This is a genomic window from Halobacteriovorax sp. JY17 (genome assembly GCF_002753895.1).
Lineage (GTDB): Bacteria > Bdellovibrionota > Bacteriovoracia > Bacteriovoracales > Bacteriovoracaceae > Halobacteriovorax.
Map to the genome: position 1 here is coordinate 1,633,479 of NZ_NJER01000001.1, position 17,646 is coordinate 1,651,124.

14 protein-coding genes and 1 tRNA gene are annotated in these 17,646 nt (G+C 35.9%); 11 read left to right on the forward strand and 4 right to left on the reverse strand.

Translation table 11 applies throughout. The features are described from left to right. The first annotated feature begins 31 nt into the window (after nucleotides 1-31). From CES88_RS07680 to CES88_RS07715, 8 genes are all read left to right on the forward strand, one after another. Entirely contained in the window at nucleotides 32-451 is a 420-nt protein-coding gene (locus CES88_RS07680; protein WP_290733079.1) for a VOC family protein, read from the forward strand. An 83-nt stretch (nucleotides 452-534) separates the two neighbouring features. Beyond that, nucleotides 535-609: transfer RNA gene (locus CES88_RS07685), tRNA-Val, on the forward strand. Between the two features lie 209 nt (nucleotides 610-818). Continuing rightward, nucleotides 819-2,948: a chemotaxis protein CheA gene (locus CES88_RS07690; protein WP_290733081.1), complete on the forward strand. Its 2,130-nt coding sequence runs from the start codon at nucleotides 819-821 to the stop codon at nucleotides 2,946-2,948. Further along, a complete protein-coding gene (locus tag CES88_RS07695; protein ID WP_290733083.1) occupies nucleotides 2,948-3,454 on the forward strand; it encodes a chemotaxis protein CheW in 507 nt (168 codons plus the stop codon). The genes CES88_RS07690 and CES88_RS07695 overlap by 1 nt, the downstream gene beginning before the upstream one ends. A 208-nt stretch (nucleotides 3,455-3,662) precedes the next feature. Further along, entirely contained in the window at nucleotides 3,663-4,073 is a 411-nt protein-coding gene (locus CES88_RS07700; RefSeq protein ID WP_290733085.1) for a cache domain-containing protein, read from the forward strand. 36 nt (nucleotides 4,074-4,109) lie between these two features. Then, nucleotides 4,110-6,347: a methyl-accepting chemotaxis protein gene (locus CES88_RS07705; protein ID WP_290733087.1), complete on the forward strand. Its 2,238-nt coding sequence runs from the start codon at nucleotides 4,110-4,112 to the stop codon at nucleotides 6,345-6,347. Between the two features lie 13 nt (nucleotides 6,348-6,360). Further along, entirely contained in the window at nucleotides 6,361-8,223 is a 1,863-nt protein-coding gene (locus CES88_RS07710) for a CheR family methyltransferase (protein ID WP_290733088.1), read from the forward strand. Between the two features lie 2 nt (nucleotides 8,224-8,225). Continuing rightward, on the forward strand, nucleotides 8,226-9,635 hold the full coding sequence (locus CES88_RS07715; protein ID WP_290733089.1) for a chemotaxis response regulator protein-glutamate methylesterase: 1,410 nt from the start codon (nucleotides 8,226-8,228) through the stop codon (nucleotides 9,633-9,635). Nucleotides 9,636-9,642: 7 nt separating this feature from the next. Here CES88_RS07715 and CES88_RS07720 read toward each other — a convergent pair whose 3' ends face one another. Together CES88_RS07720 and folE2 are read right to left on the reverse strand one after the other, a co-directional pair. Then, a complete protein-coding gene (locus CES88_RS07720; RefSeq protein WP_290733090.1) occupies nucleotides 9,643-10,830 on the reverse strand; it encodes an endonuclease/exonuclease/phosphatase family protein in 1,188 nt (395 codons plus the stop codon). A gap of 47 nt (nucleotides 10,831-10,877) precedes the next feature. Continuing rightward, entirely contained in the window at nucleotides 10,878-11,798 is a 921-nt protein-coding gene (gene folE2, locus CES88_RS07725; protein ID WP_290733091.1) for a GTP cyclohydrolase FolE2, read from the reverse strand. Nucleotides 11,799-11,982: 184 nt separating this feature from the next. Between folE2 and CES88_RS07730 the strand changes: the two genes are divergently transcribed. Then, complete coding sequence (locus tag CES88_RS07730; RefSeq protein ID WP_290733092.1) at nucleotides 11,983-12,264, forward strand: hypothetical protein; 282 nt, start codon at nucleotides 11,983-11,985, stop codon at nucleotides 12,262-12,264. Here CES88_RS07730 and cdd read toward each other — a convergent pair. Then, a complete protein-coding gene (gene cdd, locus CES88_RS07735) occupies nucleotides 12,261-12,665 on the reverse strand; it encodes a cytidine deaminase (protein WP_290733093.1) in 405 nt (134 codons plus the stop codon). The genes CES88_RS07730 and cdd overlap by 4 nt on opposite strands. Continuing rightward, nucleotides 12,665-13,993 (reverse strand): dihydroorotase, encoded by a 1,329-nt coding sequence (locus CES88_RS07740; RefSeq protein ID WP_290733095.1) that lies wholly within the window; start codon nucleotides 13,991-13,993, stop codon nucleotides 12,665-12,667. Before CES88_RS07740 ends, cdd begins: the two co-directional genes overlap by 1 nt. A 102-nt stretch (nucleotides 13,994-14,095) precedes the next feature. Here CES88_RS07740 and cysS point away from each other — a divergent pair, with 102 nt between their 5' ends. Together cysS and priA are read left to right on the forward strand one after the other, a co-directional pair. Next, complete coding sequence (gene cysS / locus CES88_RS07745) at nucleotides 14,096-15,559, forward strand: cysteine--tRNA ligase (RefSeq protein ID WP_290733097.1); 1,464 nt, start codon at nucleotides 14,096-14,098, stop codon at nucleotides 15,557-15,559. 6 nt (nucleotides 15,560-15,565) lie between these two features. After that, on the forward strand, nucleotides 15,566-17,587 hold the full coding sequence (gene priA, locus CES88_RS07750) for a primosomal protein N' (protein WP_290733099.1): 2,022 nt from the start codon (nucleotides 15,566-15,568) through the stop codon (nucleotides 17,585-17,587). Nucleotides 17,588-17,646 lie beyond the last annotated feature (59 nt).

Below are 17,646 nucleotides of genomic sequence, written 5' to 3' on the forward strand. Positions count from 1 at the left end.
ATTTAATCTAATCTTCGATAAGGGAGATGACATGAAATTCTTGCATTCAATGATTAGGGTTTTAGACTTAGAGAAATCACTAGATTTCTACGTGAATAAATTAGGGCTAAAAGAGATTAGACGTAATGATTATCCAAATGGAAAGTTTACTCTGGTTTACTTGGCGACTGAAGAGGGAGAGGCGGAAGTTGAACTCACTCACAATTGGGAAGAAGAGAAAGCCTATTCAGAAGGGAGAAACTTCGGTCACTTGGCCTTTAGGGTGGATAATATCAATGAAAAGTGTCTAGAACTCATGAATAGTGGGGTCACTATCTTAAGACCTCCTAGAGATGGATATATGGCCTTTATTAAGTGCCCAGATGGAATTTCAATAGAGCTCTTGCAGGCAGGAAAGGCGATGTCACCTGTTGAGCCATTTATTTCTATGGAAAATTCTGGAAGTTGGTAGAAAGTTTTTAATTTTCTTTAAAAAAAAATTGACAAAAATGGGCCAGATATATATTCTAGCCCTCGATTCAAACGAATAGATCTGGGGGTATAGCTCAGTGGGAGAGCGCTGCCCTTACAAGGCAGATGTCGCAGGTTCAATCCCTGCTACCCCCACCAGATTTTTCTCTATTTAAACCCTTCTTATTGAAGGTTTTTCTATTTCTAGGCCCCAAATAAACAATAGTCCATTTTCATAGCACCTAACTTGCCGAAAGTACGTCTACCTTAATTTATTCTTAATGCTCGTAATTCATTTAAACTTAAAGCTTAAAATGTCGAAAAGTACTTGAAATAGAACAGTGAAGTTCACATAGATAGGTTATGAGATGGATGATTTTGAAAAAGAACTAAAAGAAGATTTCCTAGACGAGTCTCTTCAATTACTTGAAGACACGGAACAGTCTTTCCTAGCATTAGAAAATGATAAAGAGAGTACTGAAATTCTAGATCAAATTTTCAGACTTGCTCATAACTTAAAAGGAACCTCTAGAGCTGTTGGTTTTGGAAACGTTGCTGAGTTTACTCACGAAATGGAAAACTTGATTTTAAAGTTAAAAACAGGTGATCTTGCAGTTACAGATAGTATGGTTTCACTTCTTCTAGAGTGTAATGACCATATAACAAATATGATCCATGGATTAAAAGATGATATGGATGCCGAGTTTGATAGCACTGAAATTGTAGCTAATATTTTAAATGCACTCGGTGGAAATGCAGTTGCAGCTTCTGTTGAGGCTGTAGAAGACCCAGTGATTGAAGAAGTTGAAGTGCCAAGTGAAGAGCTTGTGGCTAACGCAGATAACTGGGAGTCAGATGATACTGAAGACCTAGATGGTATTCTTGATGAAGCTATTTCTGAAAAAGCAGAAGATGAAAGTTCTTCTGAGCCTGAGATTTCAGCAGCGGCACTAGAAGCCCTTAGAGAGCTTGGAAACTGTGATGAATCGGTTATGGCCGAACTTGAAGGTGGAATAAGTTTTAGTGAACCTATGGAAGCTTTTAAAGCTGAAGAAGTTGAGCAAGAAGAACCAGAGATCTCAGCAGCGGCACTTGAGGCCTTAAGAGAGCTTGGAAACTGTGATGAAACAGTAATGGCCGAGCTTGAGAAGAATTCATCTGAAAAAAATGGATTAAAATTTAATAATGCAATTGATGATACACCGTCAATTACTCCAATTGAAAAGACTACAACGACACCTGAAACTATTACTCCGTTGGCAGCTAAGAAATCAGCGCCCGTAAAGAAAGTGACAGAAGATGAAAGTATAAGAGTCTCTCTTTCAAGAGTTGAAAAATTAAATAACGTTGTTGGGGAATTAGTTATTCTCCAAACAGTTCTTGATCAAGGAAGATTTGCCGCTTCCCAAGATCAGTTAATGAATAAGTCAATTTCACAACTTGGTAAGCTCTCTAAAGAAATTCAAGAAATATCTATGTCTCTACGAATGGTTCCAGTTAAGTCAACACTTCAAAAAATGAATAGGATTGTTAGGGATACTTCGAAAACTCTAAATAAGAAAGTTAATTTGAAATTAAATGGAGAAGAGACTGAGATTGATAAGACAGTTTTAGAGCACCTCGCTGATCCTCTTGTACACATTGTAAGAAATGCAGTGGATCATGGTCTTGAAAGCACGGAAGAGCGTATCGCGGCAGGCAAGAGTGAAGCTGGAAATGTTGGAATAAGTGCTTACCATGAAGGAAATAATCTTGTTATTGAAATTACTGACGATGGTAAAGGAATTCCTGCAAACGTTATTAGAAATAAGGCCATTGAAAAAGGTCTTATAAGAGAGAATCAGCAAATTTCTGATGAAGATATAATTCAGTACATTTTTCATCCAGGTTTTTCTACAAAAGAACAAGTCACAGAAGTTTCTGGACGTGGTGTAGGAATGGATGTTGTTAAAACAAATATTGAAAAACTTTCTGGTGAAGTTAAAGTGAAAACAGAACTAGGTAAGGGAAGCGTTTTTAAAGTTGTTCTACCATTAACGATGGCAATCATCGATGGAATGGTTATTAGAGTTGGTGATAATAAATTTATCATACCACTTTCACAGGTTCATGAGTCTTTAAAGCCAACAAAAGAAATGGTGAGTAAAGTAACAGGCTGGGGTGAGTGTTTAAATCTAAGAGGACAGATACTTCCGCTATTTAGTGTTGGCGGTACTTTGTCTGTAGCAATGGATGAGGGAAACTCTTTAGATAAGATTGCAATTATTATACAAGCGGCAGAACATCCATTTGCTGTTCTTGTTGACGATATTTTACATCAGCAACAAGTTGTTATTAAAAACCTTGGAAATGAAATTAAAAGTAGTAAAGGATTTATGGGAAGTTCAATTCTAGGTGATGGGAAGCCATCTTTTATTCTAGATCTGAATGAATTATATAGTGGGAAAATGAAGAAAAGTTCAAGTATTAAAGAAGATTTAATAGGAAAGGTGGCGTAATGAACGAAGAAAAACTAAATCAAAGCTTATCAATTGTAGGTGAAGAAAACTCAGAGCTACAGCGCTTCTTAGAATTCAGTTTAGGAGAAGAGGAGTATGCAATTCCACTTCTATCTGTAAGAGAAGTTATATCTGTTCCTGAGACAACACCAATTCCAAAGGCTCCAAGCCACTTCTTAGGAATTATGAATCTAAGAGGACAAGTTATCTCAGTTGTTGATATGAGAACAAAATTAAAAATTAAGGCAAAAGAAAATAACTCTGAAGAGAGCGTTATTATTGTGGACCTTGATGGCATGAACTTAGGAATTGTTGTTGACTCTATTAATAAAGTTCTAGCTTTTACGTTAAAAGATATTAATGAGGTTCCAGAAATTGAAACTCAAGTAAACGCTGAATATATTTATGGGGTTTACAGAAAAGAAGACTCTCTAACTGTTTTATTAAATGTCGCTAAAGTTCTAGATATAAAAGACGTAAGCGCTCTTGCTAAGAAAGCTGCTTAATCACAAATTAATAAAAGAAATTTAAAATAAAGAAGGCCATCTAGAACAGATGGCCTTCTTTTTGCCTTAAGAAAACTTTAATTTTTTATCCTTTAATAATTTTTCTTATATATTCAGCGATAATAGCCGAAGTAGTTAATATAAAAGGAGAACTTATGAAAGTTAAAAAAATGCTAGTAGCTAGTAGCTAGTAGCTAGTATGATTGGAATGTCGTTTTTAAGTGTGAATGCAGCAGACTGCACAAAAGAACAAGCAAAAGAGTCGGTTGAAAAAATGTGTGGGCTTATCTCTTCAAAAGGGAAGGGAGCTCTAGGAGAAATTGGTAAATTTCGTTTCTGTGGATCAAACTACGTTTGGATTCAAGATAAAGATGTGAATATGGTTCTTCATCCAATTAAGAGAAGACTTAATGGAAAATCTTTAAAAGCTAGTAAAGATGAAAACGGAAAAGCTCTATTTGTTGAGTTCGACAAAATGGCTAAGGCAAATGCTGCTGGTGGCTGGGTTGATTATGTATGGGCAAAACCAGGTGCTGAAAAAGCAACACCAAAAGTTTCGTATGTAAAAGTTTGTGGTGGTGATCTGGGATGGATTGCTGGTGCAGGTGTTTGGAAATAATTAGAATTAGAATAAGAAAAAATAGGAAATAGATAAGTGAGTAATATACAAAAACAAAAGAGTTTTCAATTTAAGTTACTTTTAACCATTGTGATTGTAGGCTTTGTCTGCATATCAATTGTTGCTAGTGTTTCCTATTTTAAGTCAAAAAATGCTCTACAAGCGCAGTCTATAAATCAATTTTCAAGTATGGGTGAGATGATGAAGAATCGTCTCACCGTATTTGAGAAACAGACAAAGACATTCTCAGAAAGGTTGGGGCAAAACAGGCTGATTGAAGGTCTATTCTTAGCTTATGAGAGTGCTTTCTATGGTGCGAGTCTTTTTCCTGGTACCGATCAGAATATAAATACAACCCAGTATAAAGAATTAGAGAAAATTTACGGTGATAGAACGAAGGAATTAGTACAAGATTTTTCATTAGAGAATATCTTGTTAGTTTCTTTAGATTCTCAAGTTATAATGTCAGCAAAGGTGGACTCCAAAGGGGATTACCTAGGACGAAATTTAAATGAGGGGAAGTATAAAGATTCTCTTCTTACTAAGTGTTATCAAGCAGCTCTTGCTGACGAAAAAGCTGGTCTTCACTTTAGTGAGTACGAATTTAACCCTGTTACTAATTCAGTACAATCGTTCTTTTGTATAAGACAGAGAGCTGAATTCGATCACTTATCTGAAGGAATTAATAAAGGCGACAATATGGGAGTTGTAATCTCTCAGATTAATATAAATGAAATGAACTCTATCATGTCGAGTCGTGTCGGTATGGGAGAAACTGGTCAAGTCTATTTAGTAGGATTTGACAATCTACTTAGAACAGACTTCTTTGTAAATAAAGAAGAGTTTAATGTTATTGATTCATTTAAGAATAAGAAAGAAGTTCATTCAGAGTCAATTGATAAGGCAATTGAAAAAAATGCTGGAACTCACTTTATTATAGATCCTAATGGAAAAGAAGTCCTAAGCTACTATTCTAATGTTGAGATGTTTGGGAATACTTGGGGATTAATTGCTGAAATTCAAACCGAAGAAATGTTTGCGCCCGTTAGGGCAATGATGATTTCAATGTCACTTCTTTCGGGAATAGCACTTGTAGTAATTATTGTTATTGGAGCTTTCGTAACAAAGAGACTAGTTAAACCAATTGCTGACGCTAATAAGATTCTTGGAAGTGTTGCTGAAGAAGTGAGTGGAAATGCTGATAAAATGAAATCAAATTCAGTTGATCTAAGTGATGGTTCAACTAAAATAGCCTCAGCGATACAGGAGACCGTTTCAACTCTAGATGAACTATCCTCAATGGTTAGTAGAAATTTAGAGAATGTAGAGCTTTCAAGCCAAAAGTCTAGAGAATCAAAGGAGGTCGCAGAAGCAGGTAAGGTTTCTGTTACTAGTATGATTACAGCAATGAGTGAAATAAATGGATCAAATTCAGATATCGTTAAAGAGATGGATAATATTAGTCAGAAAATGAATGAGATTATTACAGTAATTAATGAGATTGGAAGTAAGACTGACATAATAAATGATATTGTTTTTCAGACGAAACTTCTCTCTTTTAATGCTTCTGTTGAAGCTGCAAGAGCAGGAGAGCATGGGAAGGGCTTTGCTGTGGTGGCCGAAGAGGTTGGTTCTCTGGCAACTGCTAGTGGGAGTGCTGCAACCGAAATTAGTGAGATGCTTGGAGAGAGTGTCAAAAAAGTTGAAGCGATTGTCGCTGATTCAAAATCAAAGCTAGAGTCTCTCTCAAATATTGGAAAAGAGAAAGTTGATGTGGGAACTAGGACGGCAAATGAATGTGAACAAGTCTTAGACCAAATTTTATTAAATGTTTTAGAAGTGAATGATAAAGTTTCTGAAATTACTAATGCTTCAAATGAGCAAGCAATTGGAATTGAGGAAGTATCAAAGGCCATGAGTCAATTAGATGAGATGACTCATCAGACATCACTTATTTCCACAGAAGCTCTAGAGTCATCTGAAGGACTTAATGGACAAGCTAATAAATTGTCTATAGTAGTGGAAAGTTTGAGTCTTCTAGTTTCTGGAGGATCTAAAATCGTAGAGAGCTCAAAAGAAAAACAGCAAGTTAGCTCGAAAAAACAAGATAACCATAAGACAGCAGAAGTTCATGATATTTCTTTAAATTCACCTGTGAAAAGAGCCGAAGAGGTAGAGAGTGAAGGAGAGGAATTGAGTACTCCCAAAGAAGTAAATTTAAAAGCGAGTCACGATTTACCAAGTCGTGAAGATAGTCGTTTTGAAGATATTTAAATAAGGATAATACATGAGCATTGCAAATAAACTAGTTGAAGATTCTTACGATTTACTAGTTGAAAAAGTTAGTACGATTGTTGCTCGAATTTCTGGAAATGTTTTAGGCGAAAAGCAAGCGTTAATGGTTCAAACACGTATCAAGAAACGCATGAGCGAACTAGGTCTTTCAACTGCAGAAGAGTATATACGTCACATTGATTTACACAAAGAAAAAGAAGCCGGAGTTCTTGTCTCCTTGCTGACTACTCACCATACATTCTTCTTTAGAGAGTTTACACATTTTGAACATTTGAAAACAAACTTACCAGAACTTATTGGGAAGGTTAAGGCCCGTGGTGAGAATACTATAAAAATTTGGTCGGCAGCTTGTAGTCGTGGGCAAGAAGTCTATTCTCTTTCTATGTTTCTCGACTTCTATCTTCCAAAAATAGACCCTACAATGAAGTATAAAATTATCGGAAGTGATATTGATCCAGAATCTGTACGTATCGCACAGAATGGTGTTTACCACCGTAGAGAAATTAAGTCAGTTCCTATGAACTATCTCGCAAATCACTGGGCGAGAGGGACAGGGGAGATTTCAGACTTTGTTAAAGCGAAGAAGAGTATTTCTGAAAAATGTGAGTTCAGAGTTTATAATCTACTCACTTTTCAAAAAGAAATGCGTAGTGAAAAGTTTGATATCATCTTTTGCCGAAATGTCTTCATCTATTTTAAAACTGAGCAGATTGAAGAAATAACAAGTAACTTTTTAAAACACTTATATACAGATGGTTTTCTTTATTCAGGAATATCAGAGTCTCTAAGTGCTCTTAAAGTAGGTCTTCGAAATTGTGGACCATCAGTTTATGGACATAAAGTAATAGAAGAAGTTAAACCAGCTATGACAATTGCTGATAGAGTGACAACTCCTATTACACCTGTTGTTGAAGCTGTGACGAGTATTCCTAAGAAACTTAGAATTTTCTGTATTGATGACTCTTCAAGTATCTTAACATTACTTAAGAAAGTTTTTACTAGTGATGATCAATTTGAGGTTGTAGGAACTGCTAACAATGGAATTGATGCGAGAGATCAGCTGAAACTTTTAAAAGGTAAAGTTGATGTCATTACTTTAGATATTCATATGCCTGAAATGGATGGAGTAACATATCTTGAGACGTACTATGATACAGATCATCCTCCCGTTGTAGTGATATCGTCTGCATCGAGAGATGACTCTGATGCTGCAATGAGATGTCTACGTGCAGGAGCTTCTGATTTTATCGAAAAGCCAGCTCTTAATAATTTACTTGAGAGAGGGGAAGAGATTAAAACAAAGGTTCGTGTTTCATATATTGATAAGAGTTTAACAAAGCAACATATAAGTTCTGTTGATAAAGAATTTGAAAAAGAAATAATAATTGAAGATCCTTCTTCAAAATTTAGAATTCTTGTTTCTTCGATTTCTGATCAAAAGAAGGTAGTGAAGTTCTTCCATGAGTTACATGGAGCACAGCCTGCAACACTAATGCTTTTTGAGGGACAAGATAATATTTTAGAAGCCTTGAAAGAAGATATGAGTGATAAGATTAAATACCCTATCGAGGTTATTGATTCTGTAAACGGTAAGTTTGAAGCTGGAAAAGTATATATTGCAGATTTTAAAAAAGTATTTGAACAGGCCCATCATCACCATCAAGATTCGAAAACTTCTGTGATGATATTTGGACAATGTTCTAAACATAGTGGTGAAAAAATTCTAAACTGGGGGAATGCTCAGTTACTTATCGAAGATATTGGAATTAATTCATCTCTTAGTGAAGTAGCCACAGATATTGTTCCTGTAACAAGTTTTGCTTATATGTCTTCAGAATACTTAAGTAGGAAATAAAGGTGGAAAAGAATTTCTTTACTGGAAGTATTCAATCGGAGTTTTACTTCAAAGTAAACTTTGAGTGCTTTATATGTCTTGAAGTTGAATCTGGTAAGTCCTGTGCAACTCTATTAAGTAATTTAGACTTTAAGAAAGGTCTCTTTGAAGAATTTTTAAAGAAGGCGGAGAAAGAGTTAAATACTATAAAAAGTATGATGACTATAAAGTCTGTAGGTAGTGCCAGCTTTCTTAGAGAAGTAAAGTCTAGAATAGAAGGAATCAAATTTAAAGATGAGAAGCTTGTTCAGAGAGATGAGAAGTTTGAAGTTGTTTATTATCCAAACGAAGGAAAGCTTCGTGTAAGCAAGGAAGAAGAGAAAAAAGTTGATAATAAAATTGTTAATGTTTTAATCGTAGATGATTCAAAAACGATTAGAAACTTACTAACAAAAGTTCTATCAAAGTCAGAAAAAATTAATGTTGTTGCAACGGCAGAAAAACCTAGTGATGTAGAAGAGCTGATTCGTAAACACAAACCTGATGTTATTACTTTAGATATTCATATGCCTGAAATGAATGGTGTTGAGCTTCTAAAGATTATTCAGCCTAAGTATAAAATACCTGCGATAATGATTACGTCAGTTAGTATTGAGGAAGGACCTTTGGTTTTAGATGCTCTAGAAAGTGGAGCTTTCGATTATATTCAAAAGCCAAAAATTGAAGAACTCTCAATCGTTGGACCATTAATGGTTGAAAAAGTTCTTGAAGCTTCAAAGTTTAAAAGTAATCGTCGAAGTTCATCAAGTATTATTAATAGATCTAAGAATATATTTAATCAGGATTGTACGATTGTTATTGGGTCTTCAACCGGGGGAACAACTGCGTTGAAAGATATTCTCTGTGGACTTCCAAGTAATATCCCTCCGACTCTGATTGTTCAACATATTCCCGCCGTTTTCTCTAAGGCCTTCGCTGACAGACTAAATAGCCTTTGTCCCTTCACCGTTACAGAAGCCTGTGATGGAGATGTCGTGAAAAATAACCACGTTTACATCGCTCCTGGTGGACAGCAGATGAAAATTAAAGGAAGAGGAGATAAGAAGGTTATTCAAATTACTGATGATGCACCTGTAAATAGATTCAAACCCTCTGTAGATTATATGTTTCAGTCCTTTGAGAGCGTAACGGCAAAAGAAAATATTATTGCAGTTATTCTTACCGGAATGGGAAAGGATGGAGCTGCAGGTATAAAGAAATTAAAAGATCTCGGAGCTCTAACGATCGCGCAAAGCGAAGAGAGTTGCGTCGTTTTTGGAATGCCTAAAGAGGCCATTGCTTTGGGAGGAGCCTCAGAGGTTGTTCATAAAGAGAATATCGCCGAGAAGATGGTTGAGTTCTCTCAGAGCTTTAAAAGAGAGCAGGCGAGCTAGAGGCTCGCTACTTTACTTCTAATTTTGCCCAAATCGGAAAATGATCAGAAGCAGACTTTGCATTTAAAAAGTCTTTGTTAAAACTTGAAAAACAAGTTTTCTTATTCTCTTTCTGTGTATATGAGCGGATATTTTCTCCTGGGATAATTTTCTCACAGCCAAGATCTTTTCTATCTTCTTTAGGGCTATAAACCCCAGCCTCAAGGACTTTAAAGTGTTTACTGATGGCAATGTAATCTAATTGAAGCCTTAATCTCTCCGGGGCAAAAGAAGGGCCTTCATTAGTAACCTTTAAAGGTTCCTTCATCCAAAAAGTAGATTTCTCTTTCAAACTTCTAAGAACTGCACTTCCAGGGTTCTTATTATTTGAAAGCTCTGTATTCCAATCTCCCATTGCAATATAGGGCTCATCCTTCTTAAGAGGTTCGACATCTAATCCCGCAATATTAAGATCAGTGTCACTCGTTAAGTACCATTCTAAAAATCTTAATTGATCAGCATTCCTATCATAATTAGGAGACTTCTTATTTCCAAAGTGAAAAGCTGGCACAGTATGTAAGAGTATAATGTGAAATTTAAATCCGTCTTTCTCCGCAAGTATATCTGTAAAATTCTTATCAAATAGTTTCATGTTTTCTGGAAGTGGTTTTCCATTATTATCTGTATATTTTTTTAGATCAATAGTAGTGTTAAACTCTTTCCATACTACATTTTGAATACTCTTTGAGCTAAGTATCTTGATATTATTTTTTATGAGTGCTCCCGTTGAATACTGCCCTGGGAAGAGTCCAAAATTAACAGAATCGGCGAGCTGTCTGGATTCAGGAGTTTTGAAGTCTGTAATATAGTTTCCATGTGGATCGCGATTGGCCTTCATTCCTGTGTTGGCAGGATAGAAAATAGCAGAGTAATTCTCGAGACCTAATCTCTTGGCCAGGATGTTTATATTTTGTCCCGTTGTATCTAGCGCTTTATTGGGAATCATTGGAAGGTCATATTGAATTTCATTTAGAGAGAAAATATCAAATTCAAATTTTGAGATAACTTCACTTACCGCTGCAATTTGCTTATTTGACTGATCCCTTAATTTTAAAGAATCAAGCTCCTTTATATTGTAATGAAGAACATTAATTTTGACTGTATCTTTCATACATGAAGTAAGCATGAGGGAAAGTAATAGGAGAGTAGTTTTCATAGTATATCCAAATAAAAAAGGTCTCACGTTAGAAACCTTTTTATCATTTATTTAGATATATACGCAACCGCGTTGTGGCTATGCAAAGATTCGAAGTGTTCTACTTTTGCTTTCCAGTCTAGGATTGCTTCTTCTTGATTTAGAACAGCACTAATTCTTCTCGAAGAGTGTTCTACAAACATTGGGTTCTCACCATTTAAAATAGCAAATGCTTGTTCATCTAGCCTCTTAACTAAGCTCTGTGTTTCAGTTGGAAGAGCAATACGTAACATTTCAATTAATTGAATAAGTGATACGGGCTTTTCCATATTATAGTCAATTGTTACTGTTGCGTTTGATCTTTGACTATGGGCAGTAGCTATTCCATTCCCTTCAGTGATTTCTCCACTGGCAAAGCCTTTTTCGTATTGCTTTGCCATTGATAGAGAGCATGGGCATGTTGAAGAGTATTCAAAGTTAACAGTCATACTCATGATGACTTGTCCGTCTCTATTCTCTCTTCCTTCGAGTGAGCAATTATAATATTGCCAACCCCAGTTTTCAGATTTTAGAGACTTTTGCTTTACTGGAAATTTAAAATCTAATTTTAGAAATGACTCTGGTATTAACTCTTCTGTGTTTGAGTCACGAAGGTCTGTTCTATAGCGGTGTAGAATTTTTTTAAAAAAAGCATTATCGATGGCCGAAATTTCTGACTCTTCTTGTAAGATGGCGCAGAAACGACTCATATTTACACCGTTTTTATGCGCGTCACAGAAGACAAACATAGAGGCTTCGCAGTCATGGCTCATGATTGATCCATCATCATGCTTAAACTTTAGTGGAATTCTAAATCTTTCAATTCCAACTTTTGGGATTGCAACTCCAAATTCATTTGAGAGTTTTTGAAAATCATTTAGTCCTGTCGAGTCTTTAACTTCACAGTCCATAATATCTGAATGGTTACTTCGTAAAGTATGTAAATCCATCGTTAATCCTTACTTGCAAATTAGGCCAAAAAAATACCTATTTTTTGACGCTTTAGCAAATTATATCAAATTATAGCGCTATAAAGATTAGACAAATGTAAAACTAAGTAAAAATGACAAGTTAGGGTGCTTCTAGCCTATATTTTTTACTGATTTATTCCAGTATTTTAACTATTTTACTCCAATGAAAACTCCTCACTTTTTAAAGAGCTACACCGATAGAGATGAAGTTAACCTAAAAGGGAAGAAAATGAGTGTAAGAGAAAGAGCATTTGAGCTTGAACACCTTGAAAAGTATCACGGTGATATTGAAGAAGTGACAAAGACCATTGAAGATTGTCCGACTTGCGGAAAGAAATTAATTATTACTCATTGGGCCGATTGTACAACTTTAGTAATGGAGGAATCTGCTCAGTGTATTGAGTGTGATTACGGAAGTAGAAAAACACTACACTCGATGAATTAACAATCGAGTGTATTAAAAGGCATCGGTAGAAGATCGCCAAAGAGAACTGTTTTCTTAACAGATTCTAAATCTCCCAAGTGAATAGGTGTGCTTGGTGTCGCAAATTCACTTAAGACCTGTAAACAGAGAGCACACGGCACAGTCACAGGTTTTGTATCGCAAGCAACAACAACAAATTCAACGTCAACTTTTCCAAGCCTTGCTACTGCTCCAATTAATGAATTTCTCTCAGCACAAATAGTTGCTCCATAGCTTGCATTTTCAACATTACAGCCAGGGAAAATATCGTCGTGCCCTTTAATCTTAATTGCTGAACCGACAAGAAATTTTGAATAAGGTGCGTGAGCATTCTTTCGAGCTTCCAGAGCAACTTTATAAGCTTTATCTATTAATTCATCCATTAGAAATTCCTTTGATTAATCTTGATCGGTTTTCCAAAGTGCGTCTTATTTACAGCACCATTTTCAACAACAATATTTCCACCAACGATAGTGTAATTTATTTTTCCCTTATATGTATATCCATTAAAGGGAGTCCAACCGCACTTAGAGGCCATATCTTCATTTTTTATTTCTACTCTCTCATTCATATCAACTATGGTGATATCGGCATCAAAACCATCTTCCAGGTGACCTTTATTAAGTCCGTAGAGTTTCGCAGGATTAAAGCAGAGATACTTTGCTACTTCTTCTAGCGAAAGATTTCCCATTTCTACATGATGAAGAAGGATTGGAAAAATCGTTTGGACTCCTGGCATACCACTAGGAGAGTTTGGATATCCTTGATCTTTTTCTTCTTTAGTGTGAGGAGCGTGATCAGAACCGATAACATCAACGACACCTTTCTTTAGTGCTCCCCAGAGTCCTGCCGTGTGATCGGCAGTTCTTATTGGAGGATTCATTTGAGCATAGGTTCCAAGCTTGTCGTAGCACTCTGGTGCAGAAAGAGTAAGATGTTGAGGAGTTACTTCTACAGTACAGTGCTCTTTATTTTCTGCAAGAAAATCAATTTCATCTTTTGAGGTAATATGAAGAACGTGCACCTTTCTCTTGCACTCTTTAGCGATTTCTATAACTCTCTTCGTTGAAGAGAGGGCCGTTTCAACATTTCTCCACTCAGGGTGAGCGTGGGCCGTTGTTGCAGCATCTCTTATTTTCTTTCTGGCAACTAGCATCTCTTCATTTTCTGAATGAAGAGCAATGATTCCCGTCGTATTCTTAAAAATTTCTTCTAATTTATCTCTTCTATAAAGCAGTAGATTTCCAGTAGAGCTTCCAAGGAAAATCTTAATTCCACAGCATCCCTCAATATCTTTCGCTTTTTTGAGCTCTTCTAAATTATCGGCCGTACCACCCATGTAGAAACCAAAGTTTGCGAGAGACTTTGAACTCGCAATTTCTATCTTTTCTAAAATAGACTCTTTGGTTGTTGTTGGAGGTGTTGTATTGGGCATTTCTAGGTAGGTTGTGACTCCACCAAGAACTGCAGAAAGTGATCCAGAGGCGAGATCTTCTTTGTGAGTAAGCCCCGGCTCTCTAAAATGAACCTGAGTGTCAATTAATCCAGGGAATATATGCTTGTGAGTGGCATCAATAGTTTTAGTCGCATTAGCGTCGGAGTGAGGCTCTATTACTGTGATTTTCCCATTTTTAATTGCAAGGTCACACTTTTTTAAACCAGATTTTAGTACACAAGTACCGCCCTTAATAATTAGATCAAATTTTTCCATAGTTCTTAGGCCCCTAATCGTTTAAAATTTTAAACTTATAGTACATTGGACTTTTGAAAATAGAAAACGCTGTGCTAAAAAAGAAGTAAATGGAGAAAGAAAATGTCACTTAAATTGTATAACACTCTGAGCAATAAGAAAGAAGAATTTAAGCCACTTGAAAGTGGAAAGGTAAAGCTCTACCTTTGTGGGCCAACTGTTTACGATCTTCTTCATATTGGAAACTTTAGAGGGGCCATAACTTTTAACTTAGTTAGAAATTGGCTTGAACTTAGTGGATATGATGTTACTTTCGTTTATAACTACACTGATGTGGACGACAAAATAATCAAGAAAGCAAATGACGAAGGTGTCGAGCCAATTGTTATTTCTGAAAAATATATTGCAGAATTTGAAAAAGACTTCAATCGTCTTGGGTTAAAGAAGCATACTCATAATCCAAAAGTAACAGAGTATATGGATGAGATTATTGATTACGTAGCGACACTTATTAAAAATGATAAGGCCTATGAAATTGATGGGGAAGTTTTCTATTCAATCGACAACTATGCTGATTATGGAAAGCTCTCTAATAAGAATCTCGATGAACTCAATGCAGGTCAAAGAGTTGAAGTCGATTCAAGAAAGAGAAATCCTTATGACTTCGTTCTATGGAAGCCGTCTAAAGAAGGTGAACCTCATTGGACTTCTCCTTGGGGAGAGGGAAGACCTGGTTGGCATATTGAATGTTCTGCCATGATTAAGGCAATCCTTGGCGAAACGATTGATATTCATGGTGGTGGAATTGATTTAATTTTTCCACACCACGAAAATGAAATTGCTCAAGGAGAAGGTTGTAATTGTACTAAGTATTGTAACTACTGGATGCACAATGAATTTATAAATCTTAAAGATGAGAAAATGTCGAAGTCTTTAGGAAATGTCATTACAGGACGTGCATTTATGGATCAGTACCATCCAGAGATTCTAAAGTACCTAATGCTTTCAGCTCACTATAGAAGTAATTTCAATGTGACCGATGAGAAAATACATCAAACAATTTCGGGACTTAGAAGAGTCTATGAAACATTAAATGTTATTAATACAGTTGTTGAAACATTTGAAAAGAATGAGTCTGGAAAAGTTGAAAAGAAGTTTTCAGAACTTTTAAAGCAATCAGATGCAAAGATTAAAAAATCTCTTGATGATGACTTTGGAACAGGTGAAGTTATAGCAACTCTATTTGAAACTGTTAGAGCATTTAATGCTTTAAATATCTTAAAGAAAAAGAAAGACATTAACTCATGGACTACCGCCAATACATTCAAAGAATGGATTTTAAAATATGGAGAAATGATGGCACTCTTTCAAGAGGAGCCAAATGATTTCTTATCTTCAATTGATGAAATTATGTTGAAAGAAAAAGGAATCGATAGAGATAAAGTTCTTGAGTTAGTTAAAATGAGAGAGCAGTCTAGAATAGATAAAGACTGGACCAAGGCCGATGAGGCTAGAGATGCTCTTCATGCAATGGGGATTGATTTTCAAGACACTGATGACGGAGTTAAGTGGAACGTAAAGGTTTAATTTATAGTGACTACTTACTGCAAAGTTGCCGTTAAATACCCAGGTCCCGAAGGAATTCTTACTTACGAATGCCCTGAGGATTTTGATGTTAAGAGAGGGGATTTGGTTCAAGTTCCTCTTGGAAGGCGAAATGCCGCAGGTTGTGTTATAGAGTCTGGATTAAGTTCCCAGTCAGTTCAAGACGAATTAGATAAGTATAAGTTAAAGCCAGTACTTTCAAAAGAAATTGATCTCTTTTGTTTAAGTGAAAAAGAGCTGAAACTCTATGAGTGGATGTCTCGCTACTACCACTACAATCTTGGTATGACGATTATTGAGTGTTTACCAAAGATTTTAAAAAAGCCTCGTAAAGTTGAATTTGTGGAAGGATCTGGAAAGGAACTCCCTCACATTCTCAATGATGATCAACAAGCGACTTTTGAAAGTATTTTTTCAAAAGTCTCTAAGGGGTTTGATCGTCACTACATTCATGGAGTGACAGGCTCTGGAAAAACATCTGTCTACTTAAGTCTAATGAAGGAAACTCTAAAGCAGGGGAAGTCTATTCTCTTCTTGCTTCCTGAAATTAACTTAACACCCCAGTTTACCAATACATTTGCCGAGTTTTTAGACTGCAGAGTATTTCCTTACCATAGTGGTGTAGGAGACTCTGAAAAGAATACGATATGGAAAGAACTCAAAGAAAGTGATCGTCCTGTACTTGTGATGGGAGTCCGGAGTTCAGTCTTTTTACCAATCGAGAATTTAGGTCTTGTCATTGTTGATGAAGAGCATGATCAGTCCTTTAAGCAGAGTGATCGCTGTCCTTATAATGGAAGAGATGTGGCGATAAAGAAAGCGCAGCTTTCCAATTGTCCAATTGTCCTAGGGTCCGCAACACCAACTGTTGAGAATTTCTTTTCTTTTTCTGAGAAAAGTGAGAACTACTACCCACTAGAGAAGAGAGCGTCGGGAGGTTTTCCTGCGATTGAGTTGATTGATTGTAGAGAAGAAAAGAAGACAGTGGGAAGAAATTTTGAAGAGAATGATCTTTGGCCAATTCATTCAAAGGCATTAGAAGCGATAAAAGAAAAACTTGAGCTAGGCGAACAAGTATTAGTCTTTGTGAATAGATTAGGTTTTGCAAATCATATTCAATGCCGAGGCTGTGGAAAGAAGTTTGAAGATCCAAATACAAACACCCCACTTCGCTATTTCAAGAGCAAGAATGTCTTAAAAAGTGCTCATAGTGATTACGAAATTCCCATGCCTGAGATTTGTCCCGAATGTGGAAATATGAGTTTATTACAAAAGGGATTCGGAACAGAGAAAATTCAAGAAGTACTACAAGCACACCTTTCAAATTACAATATTGAGAGATTTGATAGAGATGAAATAAAGAATGTTAAGCAACTCGAAGATAAATTAAATAGATTTCATAATAAAGAAATTGATGTCTTTGTAGGAACACAGATGCTTTCTAAGGGACATAACTTTGAGAAAGTTAATCTTGTTCTAGTTTTAGGCGTTGACTCTATTATGAACTTCCCTGATTTTCGTGCAATAGAAAAAGCATACCAGCTCATTACTCAGATCAATGGGCGTGCTGGGAGATATTCTCCTGATGCGAAAGTTCTCATTCAGACATTGAGCCCGTCTAACAAGGTCTTTGATTATATTAAAGATCATTCATTTTCTGAATTCTATGAAGATGAATTAGTTGTTAGAGATATTTCAAGATTTCCACCCTTTTCAAAAATGGCCGCGATTTATTTCAACTCTAGATTTAGAGGAAAGCTAACCGATAATGTAATTTCTGTTGCCCATTCTTTAAAAGAAGTGGCGTCGAAGAATGGTCTTGATGTAGATATTCTTGGCCCTAGTCCAGCGATGATAGAAAAGAGACTTAACCAATTCACTTGGTATATCGCTCTTAAGGCACATGATATTAATCATCTTCATAAGCTCTTAAGTTATTTTGAAAGGTCTTATATCCGTTCAAATTCAATTACTTATAAGATTGATGTTGATCCTTATCAAATTTTCTAAAATTTCTCTTAACCAAAAATTAACTCACACCACTACTTGGTACACCGTTAGAATATGTA